At 42.8% G+C, this 17,677-nt stretch carries 18 protein-coding genes and 1 riboswitch; all 18 genes read left to right on the top strand.

The genetic code is table 11. The annotated features are described in order from the left end of the window. Positions 1-65: 65 nt before the first annotated feature. The 18 genes from CSV80_RS09985 (at position 66) to CSV80_RS10065 (ending at position 17,668) form a co-directional block, all read left to right on the top strand. On the top strand, positions 66-1,511 hold the full coding sequence (locus tag CSV80_RS09985) for an ethanolamine ammonia-lyase reactivating factor EutA (protein ID WP_099670716.1): 1,446 nt from the start codon (positions 66-68) through the stop codon (positions 1,509-1,511). Positions 1,512-1,525: 14 nt separating this feature from the next. After that, entirely contained in the window at positions 1,526-2,890 is a 1,365-nt protein-coding gene (locus tag CSV80_RS09990; RefSeq protein WP_099670717.1) for an ethanolamine ammonia-lyase subunit EutB, read from the top strand. Between the two features lie 7 nt (positions 2,891-2,897). Beyond that, positions 2,898-3,893, top strand: a complete 996-nt coding sequence (gene eutC, locus CSV80_RS09995; RefSeq protein WP_369802821.1) for an ethanolamine ammonia-lyase subunit EutC — start codon at positions 2,898-2,900, stop codon at positions 3,891-3,893. A 16-nt stretch (positions 3,894-3,909) separates the two neighbouring features. Beyond that, on the top strand, positions 3,910-4,554 hold the full coding sequence (gene eutL, locus CSV80_RS10000) for an ethanolamine utilization microcompartment protein EutL (RefSeq protein WP_029053416.1): 645 nt from the start codon (positions 3,910-3,912) through the stop codon (positions 4,552-4,554). 73 nt (positions 4,555-4,627) lie between these two features. After that, positions 4,628-6,097 carry an aldehyde dehydrogenase family protein gene (locus CSV80_RS10005; protein ID WP_233201566.1) on the top strand — a complete coding sequence of 490 codons (1,470 nt, stop codon included), beginning with the start codon at positions 4,628-4,630 and terminating at the stop codon, positions 6,095-6,097. A 23-nt stretch (positions 6,098-6,120) separates the two neighbouring features. Further along, the gene (locus CSV80_RS10010; RefSeq protein WP_029053414.1) at positions 6,121-6,405 is read left to right on the top strand and encodes a BMC domain-containing protein; all 285 of its coding nucleotides are present in this window, start codon (positions 6,121-6,123) and stop codon (positions 6,403-6,405) included. A 33-nt stretch (positions 6,406-6,438) separates the two neighbouring features. Next, complete coding sequence (pduL, locus tag CSV80_RS10015) at positions 6,439-7,314, top strand: phosphate propanoyltransferase (RefSeq protein WP_029053413.1); 876 nt, start codon at positions 6,439-6,441, stop codon at positions 7,312-7,314. 16 nt (positions 7,315-7,330) lie between these two features. After that, positions 7,331-7,636, top strand: a complete 306-nt coding sequence (locus CSV80_RS10020) for a EutN/CcmL family microcompartment protein (RefSeq protein ID WP_029053412.1) — start codon at positions 7,331-7,333, stop codon at positions 7,634-7,636. After that, a complete protein-coding gene (locus CSV80_RS10025) occupies positions 7,611-7,952 on the top strand; it encodes a BMC domain-containing protein (protein ID WP_029053411.1) in 342 nt (113 codons plus the stop codon). Before CSV80_RS10020 ends, CSV80_RS10025 begins: the two co-directional genes overlap by 26 nt. Before the next feature lie 86 nt (positions 7,953-8,038). Continuing rightward, the gene (gene mdh / locus CSV80_RS10030) at positions 8,039-8,989 is read left to right on the top strand and encodes a malate dehydrogenase (RefSeq protein ID WP_099670720.1); all 951 of its coding nucleotides are present in this window, start codon (positions 8,039-8,041) and stop codon (positions 8,987-8,989) included. 374 nt (positions 8,990-9,363) lie between these two features. After that, positions 9,364-9,534 (top strand): hypothetical protein, encoded by a 171-nt coding sequence (locus CSV80_RS17520; protein WP_155979477.1) that lies wholly within the window; start codon positions 9,364-9,366, stop codon positions 9,532-9,534. A 165-nt stretch (positions 9,535-9,699) separates the two neighbouring features. After that, positions 9,700-9,876, top strand: a riboswitch (cobalamin riboswitch). Positions 9,877-10,049: 173 nt separating this feature from the next. After that, positions 10,050-11,324, top strand: a complete 1,275-nt coding sequence (locus CSV80_RS10035) for a ribonucleotide reductase N-terminal alpha domain-containing protein (protein ID WP_099670721.1) — start codon at positions 10,050-10,052, stop codon at positions 11,322-11,324. A gap of 75 nt (positions 11,325-11,399) precedes the next feature. After that, positions 11,400-12,515 (top strand): CdaR family transcriptional regulator, encoded by a 1,116-nt coding sequence (locus CSV80_RS10040; RefSeq protein ID WP_158231882.1) that lies wholly within the window; start codon positions 11,400-11,402, stop codon positions 12,513-12,515. 132 nt (positions 12,516-12,647) lie between these two features. Next, the gene (locus CSV80_RS10045) at positions 12,648-13,775 is read left to right on the top strand and encodes a YibE/F family protein (protein WP_369802823.1); all 1,128 of its coding nucleotides are present in this window, start codon (positions 12,648-12,650) and stop codon (positions 13,773-13,775) included. Then, positions 13,772-14,560 carry a YibE/F family protein gene (locus tag CSV80_RS10050; protein ID WP_099670724.1) on the top strand — a complete coding sequence of 263 codons (789 nt, stop codon included), beginning with the start codon at positions 13,772-13,774 and terminating at the stop codon, positions 14,558-14,560. Before CSV80_RS10045 ends, CSV80_RS10050 begins: the two co-directional genes overlap by 4 nt. Positions 14,561-14,810: 250 nt before the next feature. Continuing rightward, a complete protein-coding gene (locus CSV80_RS10055; protein ID WP_029053405.1) occupies positions 14,811-15,845 on the top strand; it encodes a DctP family TRAP transporter solute-binding subunit in 1,035 nt (344 codons plus the stop codon). 18 nt (positions 15,846-15,863) lie between these two features. Next, a complete protein-coding gene (locus CSV80_RS10060) occupies positions 15,864-16,349 on the top strand; it encodes a TRAP transporter small permease (protein ID WP_099670725.1) in 486 nt (161 codons plus the stop codon). Further along, positions 16,346-17,668: a TRAP transporter large permease gene (locus CSV80_RS10065; protein WP_099670726.1), complete on the top strand. Its 1,323-nt coding sequence runs from the start codon at positions 16,346-16,348 to the stop codon at positions 17,666-17,668. The genes CSV80_RS10060 and CSV80_RS10065 overlap by 4 nt, the downstream gene beginning before the upstream one ends. The last annotated feature ends 9 nt before the right edge of the window (positions 17,669-17,677 follow it).

Here is a 17,677-nt window from a genome sequence, read left to right on the forward strand (position 1 = left end):
AAAGCGCAGGACGCCGTCTAGCTCCGACAGGCTTAGAAGGAAGTAATCAGAAGGGGGATGTGGGAGTGAGCAATTTCAATAAGCACGAAACAATTATCAGTGCAGGAATTGATATTGGCACAAGCACGACGAAACTGATTATCAGTCGATTTTCCCTACGTAATGTGGCGGGCGCAACACATGTGCCAAGAATAGAAATTACAGACAAAGAAATACTATACAAAAGTCCGGTGTTTCGAACGCCATTGCAAGATGCAGTGACAATTGATGTAGCAGGTGTTCAACAGATTATACGCTCAGAATATAACAAAGCAGGAATTCAACCTTCTCAGATTGAAACAGGAGCTGTCATTATTACGGGTGAAACCGCTACCAAGCGAAATGCCAGTGAAATGTTACATCTTTTGTCTGATGAAGCAGGTGATTTTCTCGTAGCAACGGCAGGCCCTGACCTAGAAGGCATCATCGCAGCGAAAGGTTCAGGTAGCTATGAATGGTCTGGAAAAAGTGGCCAGGTAGTCGCCAATATAGACATTGGTGGAGGAACAGCTAATATTGCAGTGTTCAAAGACAAACAACTTCTTGGCACCTGCACGATGCATATAGGAGGCAGATTGATCGAATTTGAAAACGGCAAAGTCCGTACAATTTCACCGCCAGTCGCACGGTTATTGCAAGACCAAGGCTATTCGTTACAAGTCGGTGATCAGCAAAATGCACCAGCCGTTTCATTCGTAACAACGTATATGGCCGAAGCGGTGGCACGCATGTTGAAAAAAGAAGTCCATGCACAAGATCAAGTGCTGTTACTCGGTCATGAACCAAACTGGCTACAATCGGTCGATACGATTGTCTTTTCAGGTGGTATTTCCGAATGTATGTATCATCATGCGACTGATGAAGTCCAAGAAGCACAATACAACGATATTGGAATTCAACTCGCGGAAGCGCTACTGCAAAACACATCACTGCAACACTTTACTTGGCAGGAGCCAGTAGAAACTGTACGAGCGACTGTATTGGGAGCTGGGACACAGACTACTGAAATTAGCGGGGCTACGATACAAGTTGCGCCACATGAGTTGCCATTAAAGAACATCCCGATTTACCAATATGATTTTGAAGAAAATCTCGAAACAGGACTACTCCACTTCGAAGATGCGGTACAGCAGGCAGTTACTTTATATGACTCTGCAAAAGAAGGGCAAAACTTTGCGCTCTATCTATCCAACCTTCCATATCTAGGATTTCGCGATGTGCAGAAGCTTGCCAAAGCAATTGTTCAAATTATGAACGAGCGGCCATGTCCGGAGCAACCGATTATTCTGGTCATTCAATCCGATCATGCTAAAGTGATTGGTCAAACATTAGCAGCGTTACACGTGAAACAAAGCATTATTTGCATAGATCAAATCAATGTGGAAACGGGTGATTACATCGATATCGGCAATGCGCTCACATCAGGCGTCGTACCGGTCGTCGTAAAAACCTTGACTTTCCACGCAACGTAAAGGAGGTCTCGTACGTGAACTTATCCACTACACTAGGCGGCGAACGATATGTGTTCCATGACCTGAAAGAAGTACTAGCAAAAGCGAATGAAGAGAAATCTGGTGATCGCCTCGCAGGAATTGCAGCGGAAACGGTGCAAGAACGAATTGCTGCCAAAACCGTTGTCAGTGAGTTGCTTGTAAGCGATATCCGTAACAATCCACTGATTCCGATTGAAAGCGACGAAGTGTCACTTATTATTGAAAATGATATAAACGAGAAGGTTTACGGTGGAATTCAGAACTGGAGTATTGCGGAATTACGTGAATACATTTTGAGTAATGAAGTAGGAGACCGTGAATTAAAGCGTCTCAGCCGCGGATTGACTTCGGAAGTCATCGCAGCCGTCACAAAACTAATGTCCAATCTCGACTTAGTACACGCGGCCAATAAAATCGAAATCTTATCAACATGTAATATTACAATCGGTCAAAAAGGCACTTTGTCTTCCCGTTTGCAACCGAATCATCCAACAGACAATATTGATGGCATCATCACTTCGTTAAAAGAAGGCTTGTCTTACGGTATCGGCGATGCGGTAATTGGGATCAATCCCGTAGATGATTCCGTAGAGAGTGTAAAGCGTGTGTTGAATGCAACGAAAGATTTCATTGATGAATGGGAAATTCCGACGCAAAACTGTGTGCTCGCACACGTAACGACACAGATGAAAGCAATTGAACAAGGTGCGCCTGCGGATATGATTTTCCAAAGTATCGCGGGAACAGAAAAAGCCCATCGTTCATTTGGTATTTCAGCGGAATTAATTGCAGAAGCGAAAGATCTTTCACTGAAAATGGGGACGGGTACCGGCCCACAAACATTGTATTTCGAAACAGGGCAAGGGTCGGAACTATCCGCTGAAGCCCATTATGGCGTGGATCAAGTAACTATGGAAGCACGTAACTATGGTTTTGCACGACATTATGATCCGTACATCGTCAATACGGTTGTCGGATTTATCGGACCGGAATATTTATATAACAGCAAGCAGGTAATCCGTGCTGGCCTTGAAGATCACTTCATGGGTAAGCTACACGGACTACCGATGGGTGTAGATATTTGTTATACGAACCATATTAAAGCGGATCAAAATGACATTGAAGATCTAAGTATCTTATTATCAGCGGCAGGTGTGAACTTCATCATCGCAGCTCCGATGGGCGATGACGTTATGCTGAATTACCAATCTATGAGCTACCATGACGTGGCGACGGTTCTTCGGACAATGGGCAAAACACCAGCGCCTGAATACTTGAAATGGCTTGAAAAGATGGGGATTTATGAAAATGGCATGCTGAGTAAACGTGCCGGGGATCTCACACTCTTCAATCGATAGGAGGTGGATGGACTTGAATGAAGAATTAATTCAGCAAATCACAAAAATGGTCGTGGAAAAACTGGAGGCTGCAAGTAGTAGTCAAACAGTACAGCAGCCAACAACCAATCAGAAAGTAGAGCTGTTTTCGAAGCAACCTATTGGACATGTGGAAGTGGAAAAAGTAAAAAACTCACCTAGTGGAGAGGTGACATTCCATAGTACGACAGAAGAGCTGAAGCGGAATGTTTCCACTGTAAAGCCAAAGCCAACGACGGCGTATGGTAAAACGAAGTCAAAACCCAAAATAGATTCTGAAGAAGATAAGCTAGCAGAATATCGCAAGAAAACACCGGCTAGGATAGGGGTTGGGCGAGCAGGTTCACGTCCGAAAACAAAGACGTGGCTACAGTTCCGACTGGATCATGCGGCAGCAGTCGACGCGGTCTACGGTGAAGTTCCGGATAACTTGCTTGAACAGCTGGGGTTATTTCAAGTGCAATCCCGAGTAGCAGATAAAGAAGAATACATTCGACGCCCGGATCTGGGTAGAAAGCTTTCGGACGAGTCAAAGTCTCTGATCCAAGAGCGCTGCAAGAAATCACCCGTCGTACAGATCGTTGCATCAAATGGCCTGAGTGCGAAAGCAATTGAAGAAAATTTGGAAGACGTCTACTTGTCATTGGAACAATCACTTAACAACTTGAATATCGAGATGGGCACAACATTTTATGTCGATAAGGGGCGAGTTGCTGTGATGGATGATATCGGAGAGCTATTGCAACCCGATGTTGTGGTCATGCTGATCGGTGAACGTCCAGGTCTTGTATCCGCAGAGTCACTAAGTGCGTATATGTGCTATAAACCCAGACATGGCACGATCGAAGCAGATCGCATGGTCATCTCCAATATCCATAAAGGCGGAATTCCACCTGTTGAAGCAGGCGCATTCCTTGGAACAATTATTCAGAAAATCTTAAAATATGAAGCGAGTGGTGTATCGCTTGTTCAAAAAGAAAATTAAGGAAGGGGGAGGACAAATGAAAATCTATGCAGACATATTGTCGATGCAAGTTATTTCAAACGTCAGTCCGGAACTTGCTGAGAAGTATAAATTGAAGCCTAACCAGCGGAGCTTGGGTTTAGTGACGACGACAATTGATGACGTCGGCTATACAGCAATTGATGCAGCAACGAAGCATAGTGATGTGGAAGTGGTCTACGCAAAAAGCTTTTACGCGGGCTCAGCCCATTCTTCTGGACCGCTATCCGGTGAGTTTATTGGAATCATTGCGGGTTCGTCGCCGGAAGAAGTGAAAAGCGGTCTGGATTCAATTCGTATAACGATAGAGCATGAAGCCTATTTCGAAACGATTAACGGAAATCCAGATCATGTGTTATATGCGCATACTATCTCCAGCTGCGGGAGCTATTTAGCTGACATGGCGAATGTACCAGATGGACAGTCGTTGGCATACTTGATTGCACCGCCTGTTGAAGCCGTTATCGGTTTGGATGCTGCTTTAAAAGCCGCAGACGTCACACTTTGTGTACTCTATTCACCTCCCTCCGAAACAAACTTTGGCGGTGGTCTGCTGACAGGTAGTCAATCTTCTTGTAAGGCAGCAGCCGATGCGTTCCGGGAAGCGATACAGAACATGGCGGATCATCCGTTAAGTTATTGATAGTTCAGCATGCAGAAAGGAGTGTTTTGATTTGGTTCAATTAGTGGATAATGATTTATTGGCTTTGCAACAAATGCGCACGGCCGTCCAAACTGCAAAAGAAGCACAAGAGAAATTCATGGGCTATACTCAGCAACAAGTAGACAAGATTGTTAAAGCTGTAGCTGACGCGGCCTTTGAACAATCCGGTCGCCTCGCGCAAATGGCAGTAGATGAAACGGGTATGGGGGTAGCAGCTCATAAGAAAATCAAGAATGAAGTTGGCTCTCGTGATGTCTATGAAAGTATCAAGGACTTGAAAACAGTCGGTGTCATCAAAGAAGACCATTTGAATAAAGTGGTGGAAATCGCTGCTCCGTTCGGTGTAGTTGCCGCCATCATCCCGACGACTAATCCGACATCGACGGCATTCTTCAAAACATTGATTTCGTTGAAAACACGAAACTCTATTGTAGTGAGTCCTCACCCATATGCAGTTGAATGTACACATGAAGCATTAAAAGTATGTGATGCAGCAGCGGTTGCGGCAGGTGCTCCGGAAGGTTTGATCCAGTGTCTTACATTGGCTTCAATGGAGGCAACGCAGCAATTGATGTCGCATAAAGATGTCAATCTAATCATCGCAACAGGTGGTAGTGCACTAGTCAAAGCGGCGTATAGCTCAGGTAAACCGGCGTACGGCGTAGGTCCTGGTAATGTGCCAGTGTATATCGAGCGGTCGGCGAAGATTGAAAAAGCGGTAAGAGATATTGTCGATAGTAAATCATTTGATTACGGTACAATTTGTGCAACAGAACAAGCAATTGTTGTCGATAAGCACGTCGTCGATCTCGTTACGCGTGAGTTGAAGAAAAATGGCGCATATATTTTATCAGATGAAGAGAAAAAGATTATGGAAGGTGTCATCTCCCCGGTGCCTGGTAAGGTGAATCCGAAAGTGGTTGGCAAGAGCCCGCAGTTCATCGCTAAAATGGCAGGTATTGCTTTACCGGAAGGTACTCGCTTGATTATCGGGATGGAAACAAAAGTGGGCAAGGATGTACCGTTTTCATTGGAAAAATTATCACCGATTTTCGCTATGTATATTGTCGGTGGTGTGAAACATTCGAAAGAAGTATGTCTTGACTTGTTGAACCTTGGTGGACGTGGACACAGCTTGGTGCTTCATACGGAAATCGATGCAGTCGCTCGTGAATTTGCTATGGAAATGCCGGTTTCACGTATTATGGTCAACACGATGTCGTCCATTGGAGCAGTTGGCGGTACGACAGGCTTAATGCCATCATTTACATTAGGATGCGGAACATACGGCGGCAACATCACATCAGACAACGTTACAGCTAAGCATTTACTGAACATTAAGCGGATGGCATACGGCACGAAGGAAGTACAGTTACCGAAGCACTCAGAGCCAGTAGAAAGCTCGAACGATCAGCTTGTATCCAATGTGATGAACAATGTATCAGCTTCAACAAACAGCAACATTGATCCAGCATTAGTACAGAACTTAGTCAGTGAAATCGTTAAACAACTTACAAAATAAAACACTAGTAGGAGGAATTTATTATGAATAGAGAAGGTACAGCATTAGGAATGGTAGAAACTAAAGGATTAATCGGGGCAATTGAGGCGGCAGACGCAATGGTGAAAGCAGCAAGCGTAAACTTAGTAGGTAAAGTACATGTAGGCGGTGGAATCGTAACAGTTATGGTACGTGGCGATGTAGGCGCAGTAAAAGCAGCAACAGATGCAGGGGCAGCTTCTGCACAACGTGTGGGCGAATTACTATCTGTTCACGTTATCCCAAGACCACATAATGAATTAGAACTGATGTTACCAAAAAGCGAATAATCACTGCTGACATAGTAGAAAGGCGTGAACTAAATGAATCAGCAATTGATTGAGCAGATTGTCGGAGAGATCCTTGGACAGCTAGGGCAAAGTCCCGTTCAATTGCCGGAACGAGCGGTTCCCATTGCGGTTTCCGCCCGTCACGTACATTTACAGCCTGAACATGTGGAAGTATTATTTGGCGCAGGGTATGAATTGACACAGCGGTCCGAGCTCTCACAGCCGGGCCAATTCGCCGCGAATGAAACGGTGATGATTGCAGGACCTAAAAGCAGTATTGAACGCGTACGTATTTTAGGACCTGTCCGCAAAGCGACCCAAGTTGAGGTCAGCTTTACGGATGCTATGAAACTCGGCGTCAAGCCTCCGCTTCGGGAATCCGGCAATATAGAAGGATCTGCACCGATTACACTAATTGGACCAAAAGGTAGTGTGCATATAGACCAAGGATTGATTATTGCGCAGGCGCATATCCATATGGCACCTACAGATGCTACGCGCTTTGGCGTGGTAGACGGGGAATATGTCACAGTGGAAGCAGATGGAGTCCGATCTATTTCATTCCGCAATGTACGCATTCGGGTGAATGAGCGATATCGTCTTGAAATGCATATCGATACCGATGAAGCAAATGCAGGTTTCATTACACAGGGGTCGATTGGGCGTCTGGTGAAACCAAATGACGCAAAAGAAACGGTACCTATGCAAGCGACGACGGAAACAACGAAGTCACCTGATCCAGTAGTACGTATTCCAGAGACGCTTGAATTCACCAAAAAACTTTTGTCGGCTGAAGACGTGGCTGATATTTCGGAAAAGGAAATTGTCGTCAATAAAGGCACAATTGTTACGGCACTAGCAAGAGATACAGCACGGGAACTCGGTAAAATGATAACTAGTAGAAAGTAGAAAAAGGTGATTACGCATGCGAATGGGTAGAGTGATTGGTAATGTATGGGCAACCCGTAAAGAGGATGGATTATCAGGACTTAAGTTATTAATCATCCAGCCAATTGATGCACACGGCAATAATATACAGTCGCATATGGTCGCGGCAGATCGAATTGGGGCAGGGGTTGGTGATGAGGTACTCATTACGAGTGGCGGTTCTTCACGCTTTATTTTACCGAAAGAAAACCCGATCCCAATCGACGCGGTCATTATTGGTATTATTGATTCAACAGAAGTAAAGAGAGGTGATATACATGAGTCAAGCGATCGGAATGATTGAGACAAAAGGATTGATAGGATCGATTGAAGCAGCAGACGCAATGGTAAAGGCATCTAATGTGGAGTTAGTATCACAGGAGATGGTGGATGGTGGTATCGTAACGGTCATCGTTCAAGGTGATGTCGGAGCAGTACAGGCAGCTGTGGATGCAGGTCGCGATGCAGCAGCGCGTGTTGGTGAATTGCTAGGTGCACATGTGATACCGCGTCCTGATGATTCAGTATATGGCATGGTGAAACCGCTAGTGCCAACTACTCCAGAAATTCCGAAAGTAAAGAAAGCGATAGAAGCCAAGAAGGCACCGAAGAAAGACTGAGGGCGGATTACCTAAGAGCATTTGCGAAGTTTTATTGGGCACAAACTCTTCGGTCATAATGAAATCTATAGAAAGGAGTGGTTTCCATGGCTTTCAAACGACATAAAATTGCAGTCATCGGAGCGGGTCATACGGGTGCGACTGCCGCATTGATGGCGGCGCAGAAAGAATTAGGCGACATCGTATTAGTCGATATTCCTGACCTCTCCAATCCTACCAAAGGTAAAGCACTCGATCTCCTTCAGACAAGTCCTGTGCAACAGTTCAATTCCCGCATCACAGGTACATCGAATTACGAGGATATTGAAGGCGCTGCAATGGTGATCATTACAGCAGGCGTCGCGCGAAAACCAGGTATGAGTCGTGATGATTTAGTTGCGACCAATGCGAAGATTATGCGTTCTGTTTCTGAACAAGTGAAGCGTTACGCACCAGACAGCATTGTGCTGATTTTAAGTAACCCGGTAGATGCGATGACATATGTTTGCTATAAAACAACCGGCTTTCCTAAAAATCGTGTGATTGGACAATCAGGTGTGCTCGATACTGCCCGTTTCAATACGTTCATCTCGGAAGAATTGAATATTTCTGTAGAAGATATTTCGGGCTTTGTCCTTGGTGGACACGGCGATGATATGGTTCCACTTGTGCGTTATTCATACGCTGGGGGCATTCCGTTGGATAAAATCATTTCGAATGAACGATTGGAAGCAATTGTGGAGCGTACTCGAAAAGGCGGCGGCGAGATCGTCTCGTTGTTAGGTAATGGTAGCGCGTATTACGCACCTGCTGCGGCTTTGGTAGAGATGGCGGAAGCAATTATCAAAGATAAAAAACGAATTATGCCATCTATTGCTTATTTAGAAGGCGAATATGGATATCAAAATATCTATTTAGGCGTTCCTACTGTTTTGGGTGGCAATGGTATTGAGAGTGTAATTGAACTCCCGTTAACAGAGGAAGAACAAACAGCGCTCGATCAGTCAGCTGATTCTGTCAAAACAGTGATCGAAATTTGCGAAAAGCAGTTGTCCTAATAACTACTGATCTCTCTAAGTCGTAAAGGGGACTTAGGGAGATATTTTTGTATAGGAAGAAGTTTTTTGGTGCATTTTAGTCATTAAATGATAGAGAAGTCAAAGATTATCTTAAAAGCTGACAAAAGTTAATAAGGAATTACAACTTTTATATTTACTTTTATTTATTTGCATGATACAATAAACAGAATTAACAGATTTATTAAATATGCCTTTATTACACTAGTTCGGTAATATATAAAGAACTCATTTCCTTTTGCCTTCAAAATGTAAGCGCTGTCAATAGGCCTTTTATTAATAAAAGCGAAGAAAATGTTCTTTTTTCCCCGACAAGGCATATACTATGAAAAATACAAATCCAGGAGGTAATTCTTATGCAAAACAACACCTATCAAAACAATTCAGCACTACCAGAGCAAAACGAAACGTTCTATTTGATCACAGGTTACTCAGAGAATGGTTTCATCCATGGGATTACATGGGAAGAAGCGTATGTTCAAGGATTGGCGGAGTGCGGCTGTCTATGCGAACAACAACTCATGTAAGTAATGAAGAAAGCTCGATACAGGGTGCCTAGCAAAAAACGATTGTGGATGTACTCACAGTAGTTTTTAGATAGGCACCCTGTTTAGTTGTGTCTTCCTTCTTATTGAAAACAAACGCTACCACCCTCTATGTTATCCATGATAAAATGAAATCAATCAAATAAATGAGTTTGCACGATGCGCTGGTACCTATCAAGGTATAAAAGGGAATCCGTAAACCGGAGCTGTCCCCGCAACTGTACACACGGACGACCGCTAGAATTAGCCACTATGGAGACATGGGAAGGCACTGGCGGAAGGATGAAGTGAAGCCAGGAGACCTGCCACGTATCGTCAAAGCGACACTTTCTTCGGGGGTTGAGGAGTGGAAGCAAAAAAGGTATCTGCATCTATGCATTTTTGTATGGAGTATATTAAAGTTGCCTGAATTTGTTTCCTCATTCACAACTATTGCAATCATCTTGCCGAAGAGGCGGAATGATTGTTTTTTGTTGTTTACGAAAGGAGACCGCGACATGAGATTATGTGAACAAAATGAGGAACGTATACACGAACGTGCACTGTTGCAGATATTGTATAAACAAGCAGAACAACAGCGTAGAAGACCAGTGTATTCAGGATTTCATCAAGTAGTAAGGAAACTGTTACAGGACGGGCTATACGGTCAATGGATCTATAACTATTCAGCAAGTGAAATCAAATGGCTTGGCCTACAGATTGTAGCTGAACGCGACCGACTGATACCTTCTGCACAATTGCAGCAATATATGAATGAATTTGTAACATCTGATTATCATGATAAGCGGATAGGACTGCCTCAGGAAAGGCTTATGCTCATAGCAATGGGCGCAATGCAAAATGAAACTGTCCAGCGCCTGCAGAAAGTACAGGAAGCATATTGGATGCTGAGCCATGGTTATGTGACTTTACCAGCTGAGATTATGTCATTCTTCGGTAAGACGTTCTATCAGCGAAAGACGAGAGTCCAGCAATATACAATGGATATCGCTGACGACAGAATTGCATCATTTTTATCAAGTAAGGTTAAAGAAAAGCATATACGTATACCCGATCATTTTATGGAACAAGTAAAAGCGTGCGGCTCTTGGAGTTTATTTGATGCTGAACAAATAGAGCGTATTTTTGGATGTTCATTTGACAACTTCAACAGTGAGAGATTTTCCCACGCTGCTGATAGTTCCTCTATGGGGCATAAAAAAGTCTCTGCCATCGGATTGATGAAACGGCTGCTTGGAAGTGAAGGAATTGTTGTGCATTTTCCTAATAAAGAACGACAGGAAAAAGCAGTATTATGCTCGTATATTCAATTACCGTACGTACTGCAGGAAACGGAGTTGGCACGTACTTGTACCATACTTGTACGTTTACTGAACGGCATTGAAAGTATATGGGGACGTACTATACAAATTGAAGTGGCAGGATGGGAAACCGCTATAGCTGAACAGAAAATTGCTTTACATTCAGAGAGGGCCCTTCTGTTTATTGAAGAGGTAGCCCGAGAGATAAATCGTTCCTTGGAGGTGGCATCTTGTCAAAGCGGAATGAATACTCCTCTGCGCAAAGCGGCCTCGGTTATGCATCGTTCGATATACCAGGCGACAAAACAACAGCAAATCGCCATGATCGATCGAATAACTGCAGAACAGCGCCATACCGATCAAGGCGGATCGGTCACGCTAGAGAAGTCTGCAACCATTGAAACAGCAGAACTATTACAACTGCTCATAAAGGCATGGAGCTGTGGAATTCCGGAAGTCCGACTTATCTGAATCACCTCTATTGTAGTGGAAACTGAAGTGGCGTAAACTAAGTAAGACTAGCAGTTTTCATCCGAGGTGAGACAGGTGTTTCAATTTGATACATTAGGACATGAAATAGTAACGGAATTATCGAATCTGATACAGCAGCAAGTGATTTTAACAGATAGAAGAGGCTTCATTCAAGCGAGTACAGAACCGGATCGAATCAATCAGTTCCATGAAGGGGCACTGTTAAGCATGCGCCAGAAAACGATGCTCCGTATGGCAGACGAGGAAGCGGAGCATCTGCAAGGGGTCCGTAGAGGAATTGTCTTGCCTATCATTATTGAAGAAGAGCCGATAGCCGTACTTGGCGTGACGGGTGATCCAGATGTGATTCATCCGCAGGCTCAGCTAATCTTACGCGTAGCGGAACTGTTCATCCAAGACACCTTGAAACGAAAGCAGAAGGATGAAAAAGTACGTGATGTGGAGTTCTTCGTCTTTGACTGGCTGACAGGATCAAAGAAAGATGAAAGATTTATGGAACGAGGGACACTGCTCGGAATCGACGTGACACTCTACAGTCAAGTGGTGGTTTTGGAAGTGCTGGATTTATTGGAACAGTTCTCCGTTGAGGAAATGGAGACATTTGAGTCGATTCAAAACATCCATCCTTCCATGAAAATGATCCGCTGGGCGCAAAATAAAATCTTATTATTATTACCTGAAATGAATCAGGAAACTGTAAAAAACGAGTTAGAGTTTTTATTGCTTCATATAAAACGGCGCAAGAAAGTACAAGTCGTCGCAGGTATAGGTGAATCCACACGGTATTTCGACTTAGCTAAATCATTCGCCCAGGCAGAACGTGCTGTCCATGCTGCAAAGGAATCTGGAGATATTGTCTTTGAGCATGAACTGCGTCTTGAAATAATTTTGCAGAGCATTCCAGATTTGGTCAAGCAGGAATTCCTTAAGCGCACAGTTGCGCCACTGGAAGATCATAAAGACTTGCTGAATAATTTGATGGTATGGTTCGAAGAGAATCAGTCGATGCAAAATACCGCGCAACGTCTGCATATCCATAAAAATACATTGTCTTATCGTCTGCAAAAGGTCGAGCAGTTAACCGGATTATCTGTTTCTAGTACGCATGATGTCTTCTTACTATACTTGTCACTGCGTTTAATGGAAGAGCAGTCGTTTAGTAAGGAATAAGTGATCAATTGCTTCGCTTCCTATAGTGGAATCGGAGCTTTTTTATTGGACGAGGAAACAGATTGTTTTTTTAATTCTACGTCTTATTCATGGTAGGATTAAACTGCGTCTTATTCTAAGAGTGTCAGGAGGATTGTTTTGAATAGAATCCGAAACATCACAACATGGCAGTGGATCCTGTTTTTGATCTTAGCACTTTGCTGTATTGGTTCCATTGCATTTGTAAATCAAAATCATTCATTTTATGACCGACCGATCGCTAAGGTGATCGATACAACATTAGAGGAAGAAACCGATGTAACAGATATACATGGCAATGAAGACACACTATTTGTCCAGCAAATCGTAGCTAGGATCATGAACGGAGAAGAAAAAGGCCAGGAAGTCCAGTTGGTCAATGAGTATTCCTCTTCCGGGGCATACGATCAGCAGTACCGTATAGGAAATGAAGTATTTGTCTCCATTGATTCTACTGCTGGAGAACAACTGATGGGAAGTATCACAGACGTAAAACGTGATACATATGTATTGATCGTTGCGTGGATCTTCGTCTTTACGCTATTAATTGTTGGGCATAAGCAAGGGTTATTAGCAATAGTAGGCTTTGTGATTAATGTCCTGGTACTATCATTCGCTTTAGATATTTATGTGAAGTATTATGAGGTCAGTTTACTTGTAGTTTGCGGGATTTGTATCCTGCTATTCACAACGATTTCGCTCCTGCTAGTCAGTGGCCGCACTGAAAAAACGTATGCCGCGATTGTAGCTACGCTAGTCGCAACAGTCGTATCTCTTTCCATCACGTCTCTTGTCATCTGGATTACTTCAGGGAATGGTTTGCGTTATGAAGAAATGCAGTTTTTGACGCGTCCTTATCACACCATCTTCATGGCGGGGCTGTTTATTGGATCACTCGGGGCCATTATGGATGTGGCCATTACGATGTCGTCTTCGATGTTTGCATTATATGAAAGAGATCACACTATATCCGTTAAAGCGCTAAGAGCATCTGGCATAGATATTGGTAAAGACATTATGGGAACCATTACAAGCATTCTGTTTTTTGCATATATAAGTGGATCCATCCCCATGCTCATCCTCTATTTGAAAAACGCTTCTCCCGTAGGATTTGCACTTTCGATGAATCTGTCGTTGGAATTAGCGCGTGCTTTAGCTGGTGGGATTGGAATCGTCTTGACGATCCCGATTGGACTTTATACAGCCATCTTCTTCATTGAACGAAAGAGGGCGAGAATATGAATGTACTCGTATGGCTCGCGGTTATTTTACTCGGATTAATGATCTGGGTAGGCGGAAAAAGTGGGGCAAGATCATTCATTTCGCTATTTCTCAATTTTGGTGTTGTCTTCTTCACGATGTTTTTTATGTTGGATCCAAACGCTAATCCTATTCTCATTACATTTATTGCTTGCATAGTTATTGGATGCGTCAGTTTGTTTTATATTAATGAGGTGAACAGTAAAACGGTAATGGCATTTATCTCAACGATGATTACCATTAGTATATTATTGTTTTTCATTGTATTAGTATCCCAAAAACTAATGATTCAAGGATTTGGTGAAGAGGAAGAAGAGGCAATTGCAGGTATGTCTCTCTATATTGGTGTAGACTTCATAAAAATTGGCGCTTCCGTCATTATAATGAGCACTATTGGAGCAATCATGGACGTCGCTATATCGATTGCTACGACCATGCATGAAGTATTTAAGCATACACCTAGCTTGAGCAAGAAGGAATTGTTCAAGTCTGGTGTCAGCATTGGACGTGATATTTTAGGAACCGATACCAATACATTGTTCTTTGCTTTCTTTGGAGGATATTTGGCATTGCTCATTTGGTTCAAGGATTTGCACTATTCCATTGGGGATATCGTCAATTCAAAGATATTCAGTTCAGAAATGATTTTGATACTTTGTGCGGGGCTTGGTATAGCGCTAGTTATACCGATTGCTTCTTGGATTAATGCACATTATTTAGTAAGAGCTAGAGAAAAGTTAAATAAAGTACAAAAAGAGGAGCAATGAATTGCTCCTCTTTTTGTGTTCTTCATTATTTTAATATAATAGAAGGAGCGAATAAAGACGCTTTCTATAGAAACTAGACGTTGACACAAAAAATAGAAGTGTTTCTCTATATATCATTGTGCTAAAGTCTATATGAATTAAGCTGTCAGACTATTAGAATTATATATACTAACAAAATGTTTCGAATAGATACTCTTTTGTAGTGGTAAGTATCTAGATGACTTTTGAAAAAAGCTGGGGGGAACAACAAATGAAAATGAAGAAAAAGAGTGTATTAGGCGCAATTGGTTTATCTGCCATGCTGATGTTGGCAGCTTGTTCGTCAGACAAAGAAGAATCAACAGATGGTGCGGCTGAATCAGAAGGAAAATCATACGATCTGAAAATGTCTGTCACGGTTAATGATTCATCTACTTGGTATCAGGCCGCAGACAAGTTAGCGCAGGACTTGAAAGAACAAACGGATGGTCGTATCAATATTGAAGTTTTCCCGAATGAACAACTATCAAATGGTGACCAAGGGAAAGGTGTAGAGCTTCTGACAAAAGGACAGACCGACCTGAGTCTTCACTCCACAATTATTTATTCTATCTTAGATGATCGCTTTGGTGTAGCGAGTGCGCCATTCCTATTTAAAGATAAAGACGGAGTAGACAAAGTATTTGATGGTGCAGGTGGGGAAGCACTCGCAGAAATCCTCAATGAAAAGAACGTAGAATTACTCGGATTCGGAGAGAATGGTTTCCGTCAGATTACAAACAGTAAAAAGGAAATTAAATCACCTGCAGACATGAAAGGCCTGAAAGTACGTATTCCTGGAATCACGATGTACACAGATTTGTACCGTGCACTAGGTGCGGATCCAACGACAATGGCGTTCTCTGAAGTCTTTACATCTCTTCAGCAAGGTACGATTGACGGTCAAGAAAACCCAATCGATGTTATTCACTCATCTAAGTTGAATGAAGTACAAGACTACTTAACGACTTGGAACTATTCCTATGATCCACTAGTATTAGGCATCAACAAGAAATTGTTTGATTCGATGAGTGAAGAAGATCAGGAGCTTGTGAAGAAGTTAGGTAAAGAGGCGGCAGAGTATCAAGTAGAAATGGCACGTGAAAAGGAAGAGAAACAAATCGGAGAGTTGAAGGATGCGGGCATGCAGTTCTACGCACCAACAGACGAAGAATTAGCTGAGTTTACAGAAGCAGTACAACCGGTGTATAAAAAGTATGAAGATATTTGGGGCAAGGATCTATTAGATAAGTTCCAAGACCAATAAGGACTGGAGGGTGGATGTATGGGGAAAATATTCAATAGGTTAGAAGAATGGATTGTTGTGATTGTGCTGTCCATCATGTCCACCATTGCATTCGTTAATGTGCTATCCAGAGGATTTGCCAATTATTCATTTTCTTTCACAGAAGAGATTACAGTCAATTTATTTGTAATGTTAACATTTGTCGGAACGGCCATTGGTGTGCGTAAGTACGCACACCTTGGCTTTACTCTGATTTATGACAAGGGCAATCTGTTGCTGAAGAATATTATTACGATTTTGGTTGGATTGATGATGATGTTATTATTTTTTATTCTTTTATATTTTGGTTTGAAGATGGTGCAGTATCAGATGGATATGGGACAAAAAACACCTTCGCTTGGTTGGCCGCAATGGTGGTTCTCAATGTCGATGCCAATCGGTGCGCTATTTTGTTTAATTCGCTCCATCCAAGTAACGATTGTTGAATTCCGACAGCAAAACGGGAAGGGAGAGCAGCTAATATGACAGCGATCATTTTATTCGGCGTATTTTTCATTTTAGTTATGCTTCGAATGCCAATTGCTGTGGCCTTAGCTATCTCATCCATTGTGGTGTTATTTACAGGCAGTGGATTGTTTGGTTTGGAATTGGTTGCAGATATCATGTATACGAGCGTAGCGAAATTCACGTTGCTTGCGATTCCGTTTTTCATCTTGGCGGGAGTCATTATGGAGCACGCGGGAATTTCCAAAAGGCTGATTGATTTTGCGCAAGCATTGGTTGGTCATCGTAAAAGCGGGATTATTTTTGTAACCGTTATGACAGCAATTTTCTTCGCAGCAATTTCTGGCTCAGGTCCTGCAACGGTTGCCGCGATAGGTGGTATTTTAATTCCGGGTATGGTGAAGAACGGTTATAAAACGGAAACTGCGGCCGGTTTGGTAGCAAGTTCCGGAGCAATCGGTATCATCATTCCACCTAGTATTGCGTTTATCGTCTTTGCTGTAGTGGCGGGCGATCAGGTTCCGGTATCGATCGGAAGAATGTTCATGGCAGGGGTCATTCCTGGATTGCTATTGGGCGTTGGATTTATTATAGCTGCCATGTTCGTTAGGTATCGACAGGAGAAACGTGAGGGTCCGATATCGCAACAGTACATAATGGAACCGGCAACAAGTGCGGAACTCTTTAAAGCCTTCGGAAATGCCATCTGGGGCTTATTAATTCCTGTTATTATTTTAGGCGGTATTTATGGTGGATACTTTACACCGACAGAGGCAGCGGTAGTGGCGGTATTTTATAGTCTGTTTATCGGGTTTTTCATTTACCGTGAACTGACACTGAAAAAGCTATATGACATCTTAGTGGCAGCCGGTATTCAGACGGCAGTCGTTATGTTTATCGTCAGTGCGGCAAGTGTCTACGCATATATCATCACAACCGAGCAAATTGCTACGCAGATTTCAGACGTGATGCTAAATATATCGGGAAATAAAATCATTATCTTATTGCTAATCAATATCATTTTACTAATTGCCGGGATGTTTATCGACGCAATTTCTGCCTACTATATTTTCATTCCGATTTTATTGCCGATTGTGCTATTGTTCGATGTCGATCCAACAGTATTCGGTGTCTTTATGACAGTCAACTTAGCGATTGGTCTTTTCACTCCGCCAGTCGGTCTCAATTTATTCGTAGCCGCGGGCATATCGAATACTTCAATAGGGCAAATATCGAAAGGGGTTTTGCCTTTCGTTGTCTCCTCCGTCATTATCTTGTTACTCATTACGTATATTCCGCAAATCTCTACATTTTTACCAGATTTACTAAACATCAAGTAGATTGAGGAG

The organism is Sporosarcina sp. P12(2017), assembly GCF_002743035.1.
Classification (GTDB): Bacteria; Bacillota; Bacilli; order Bacillales_A; family Planococcaceae; genus Sporosarcina; species Sporosarcina ureae.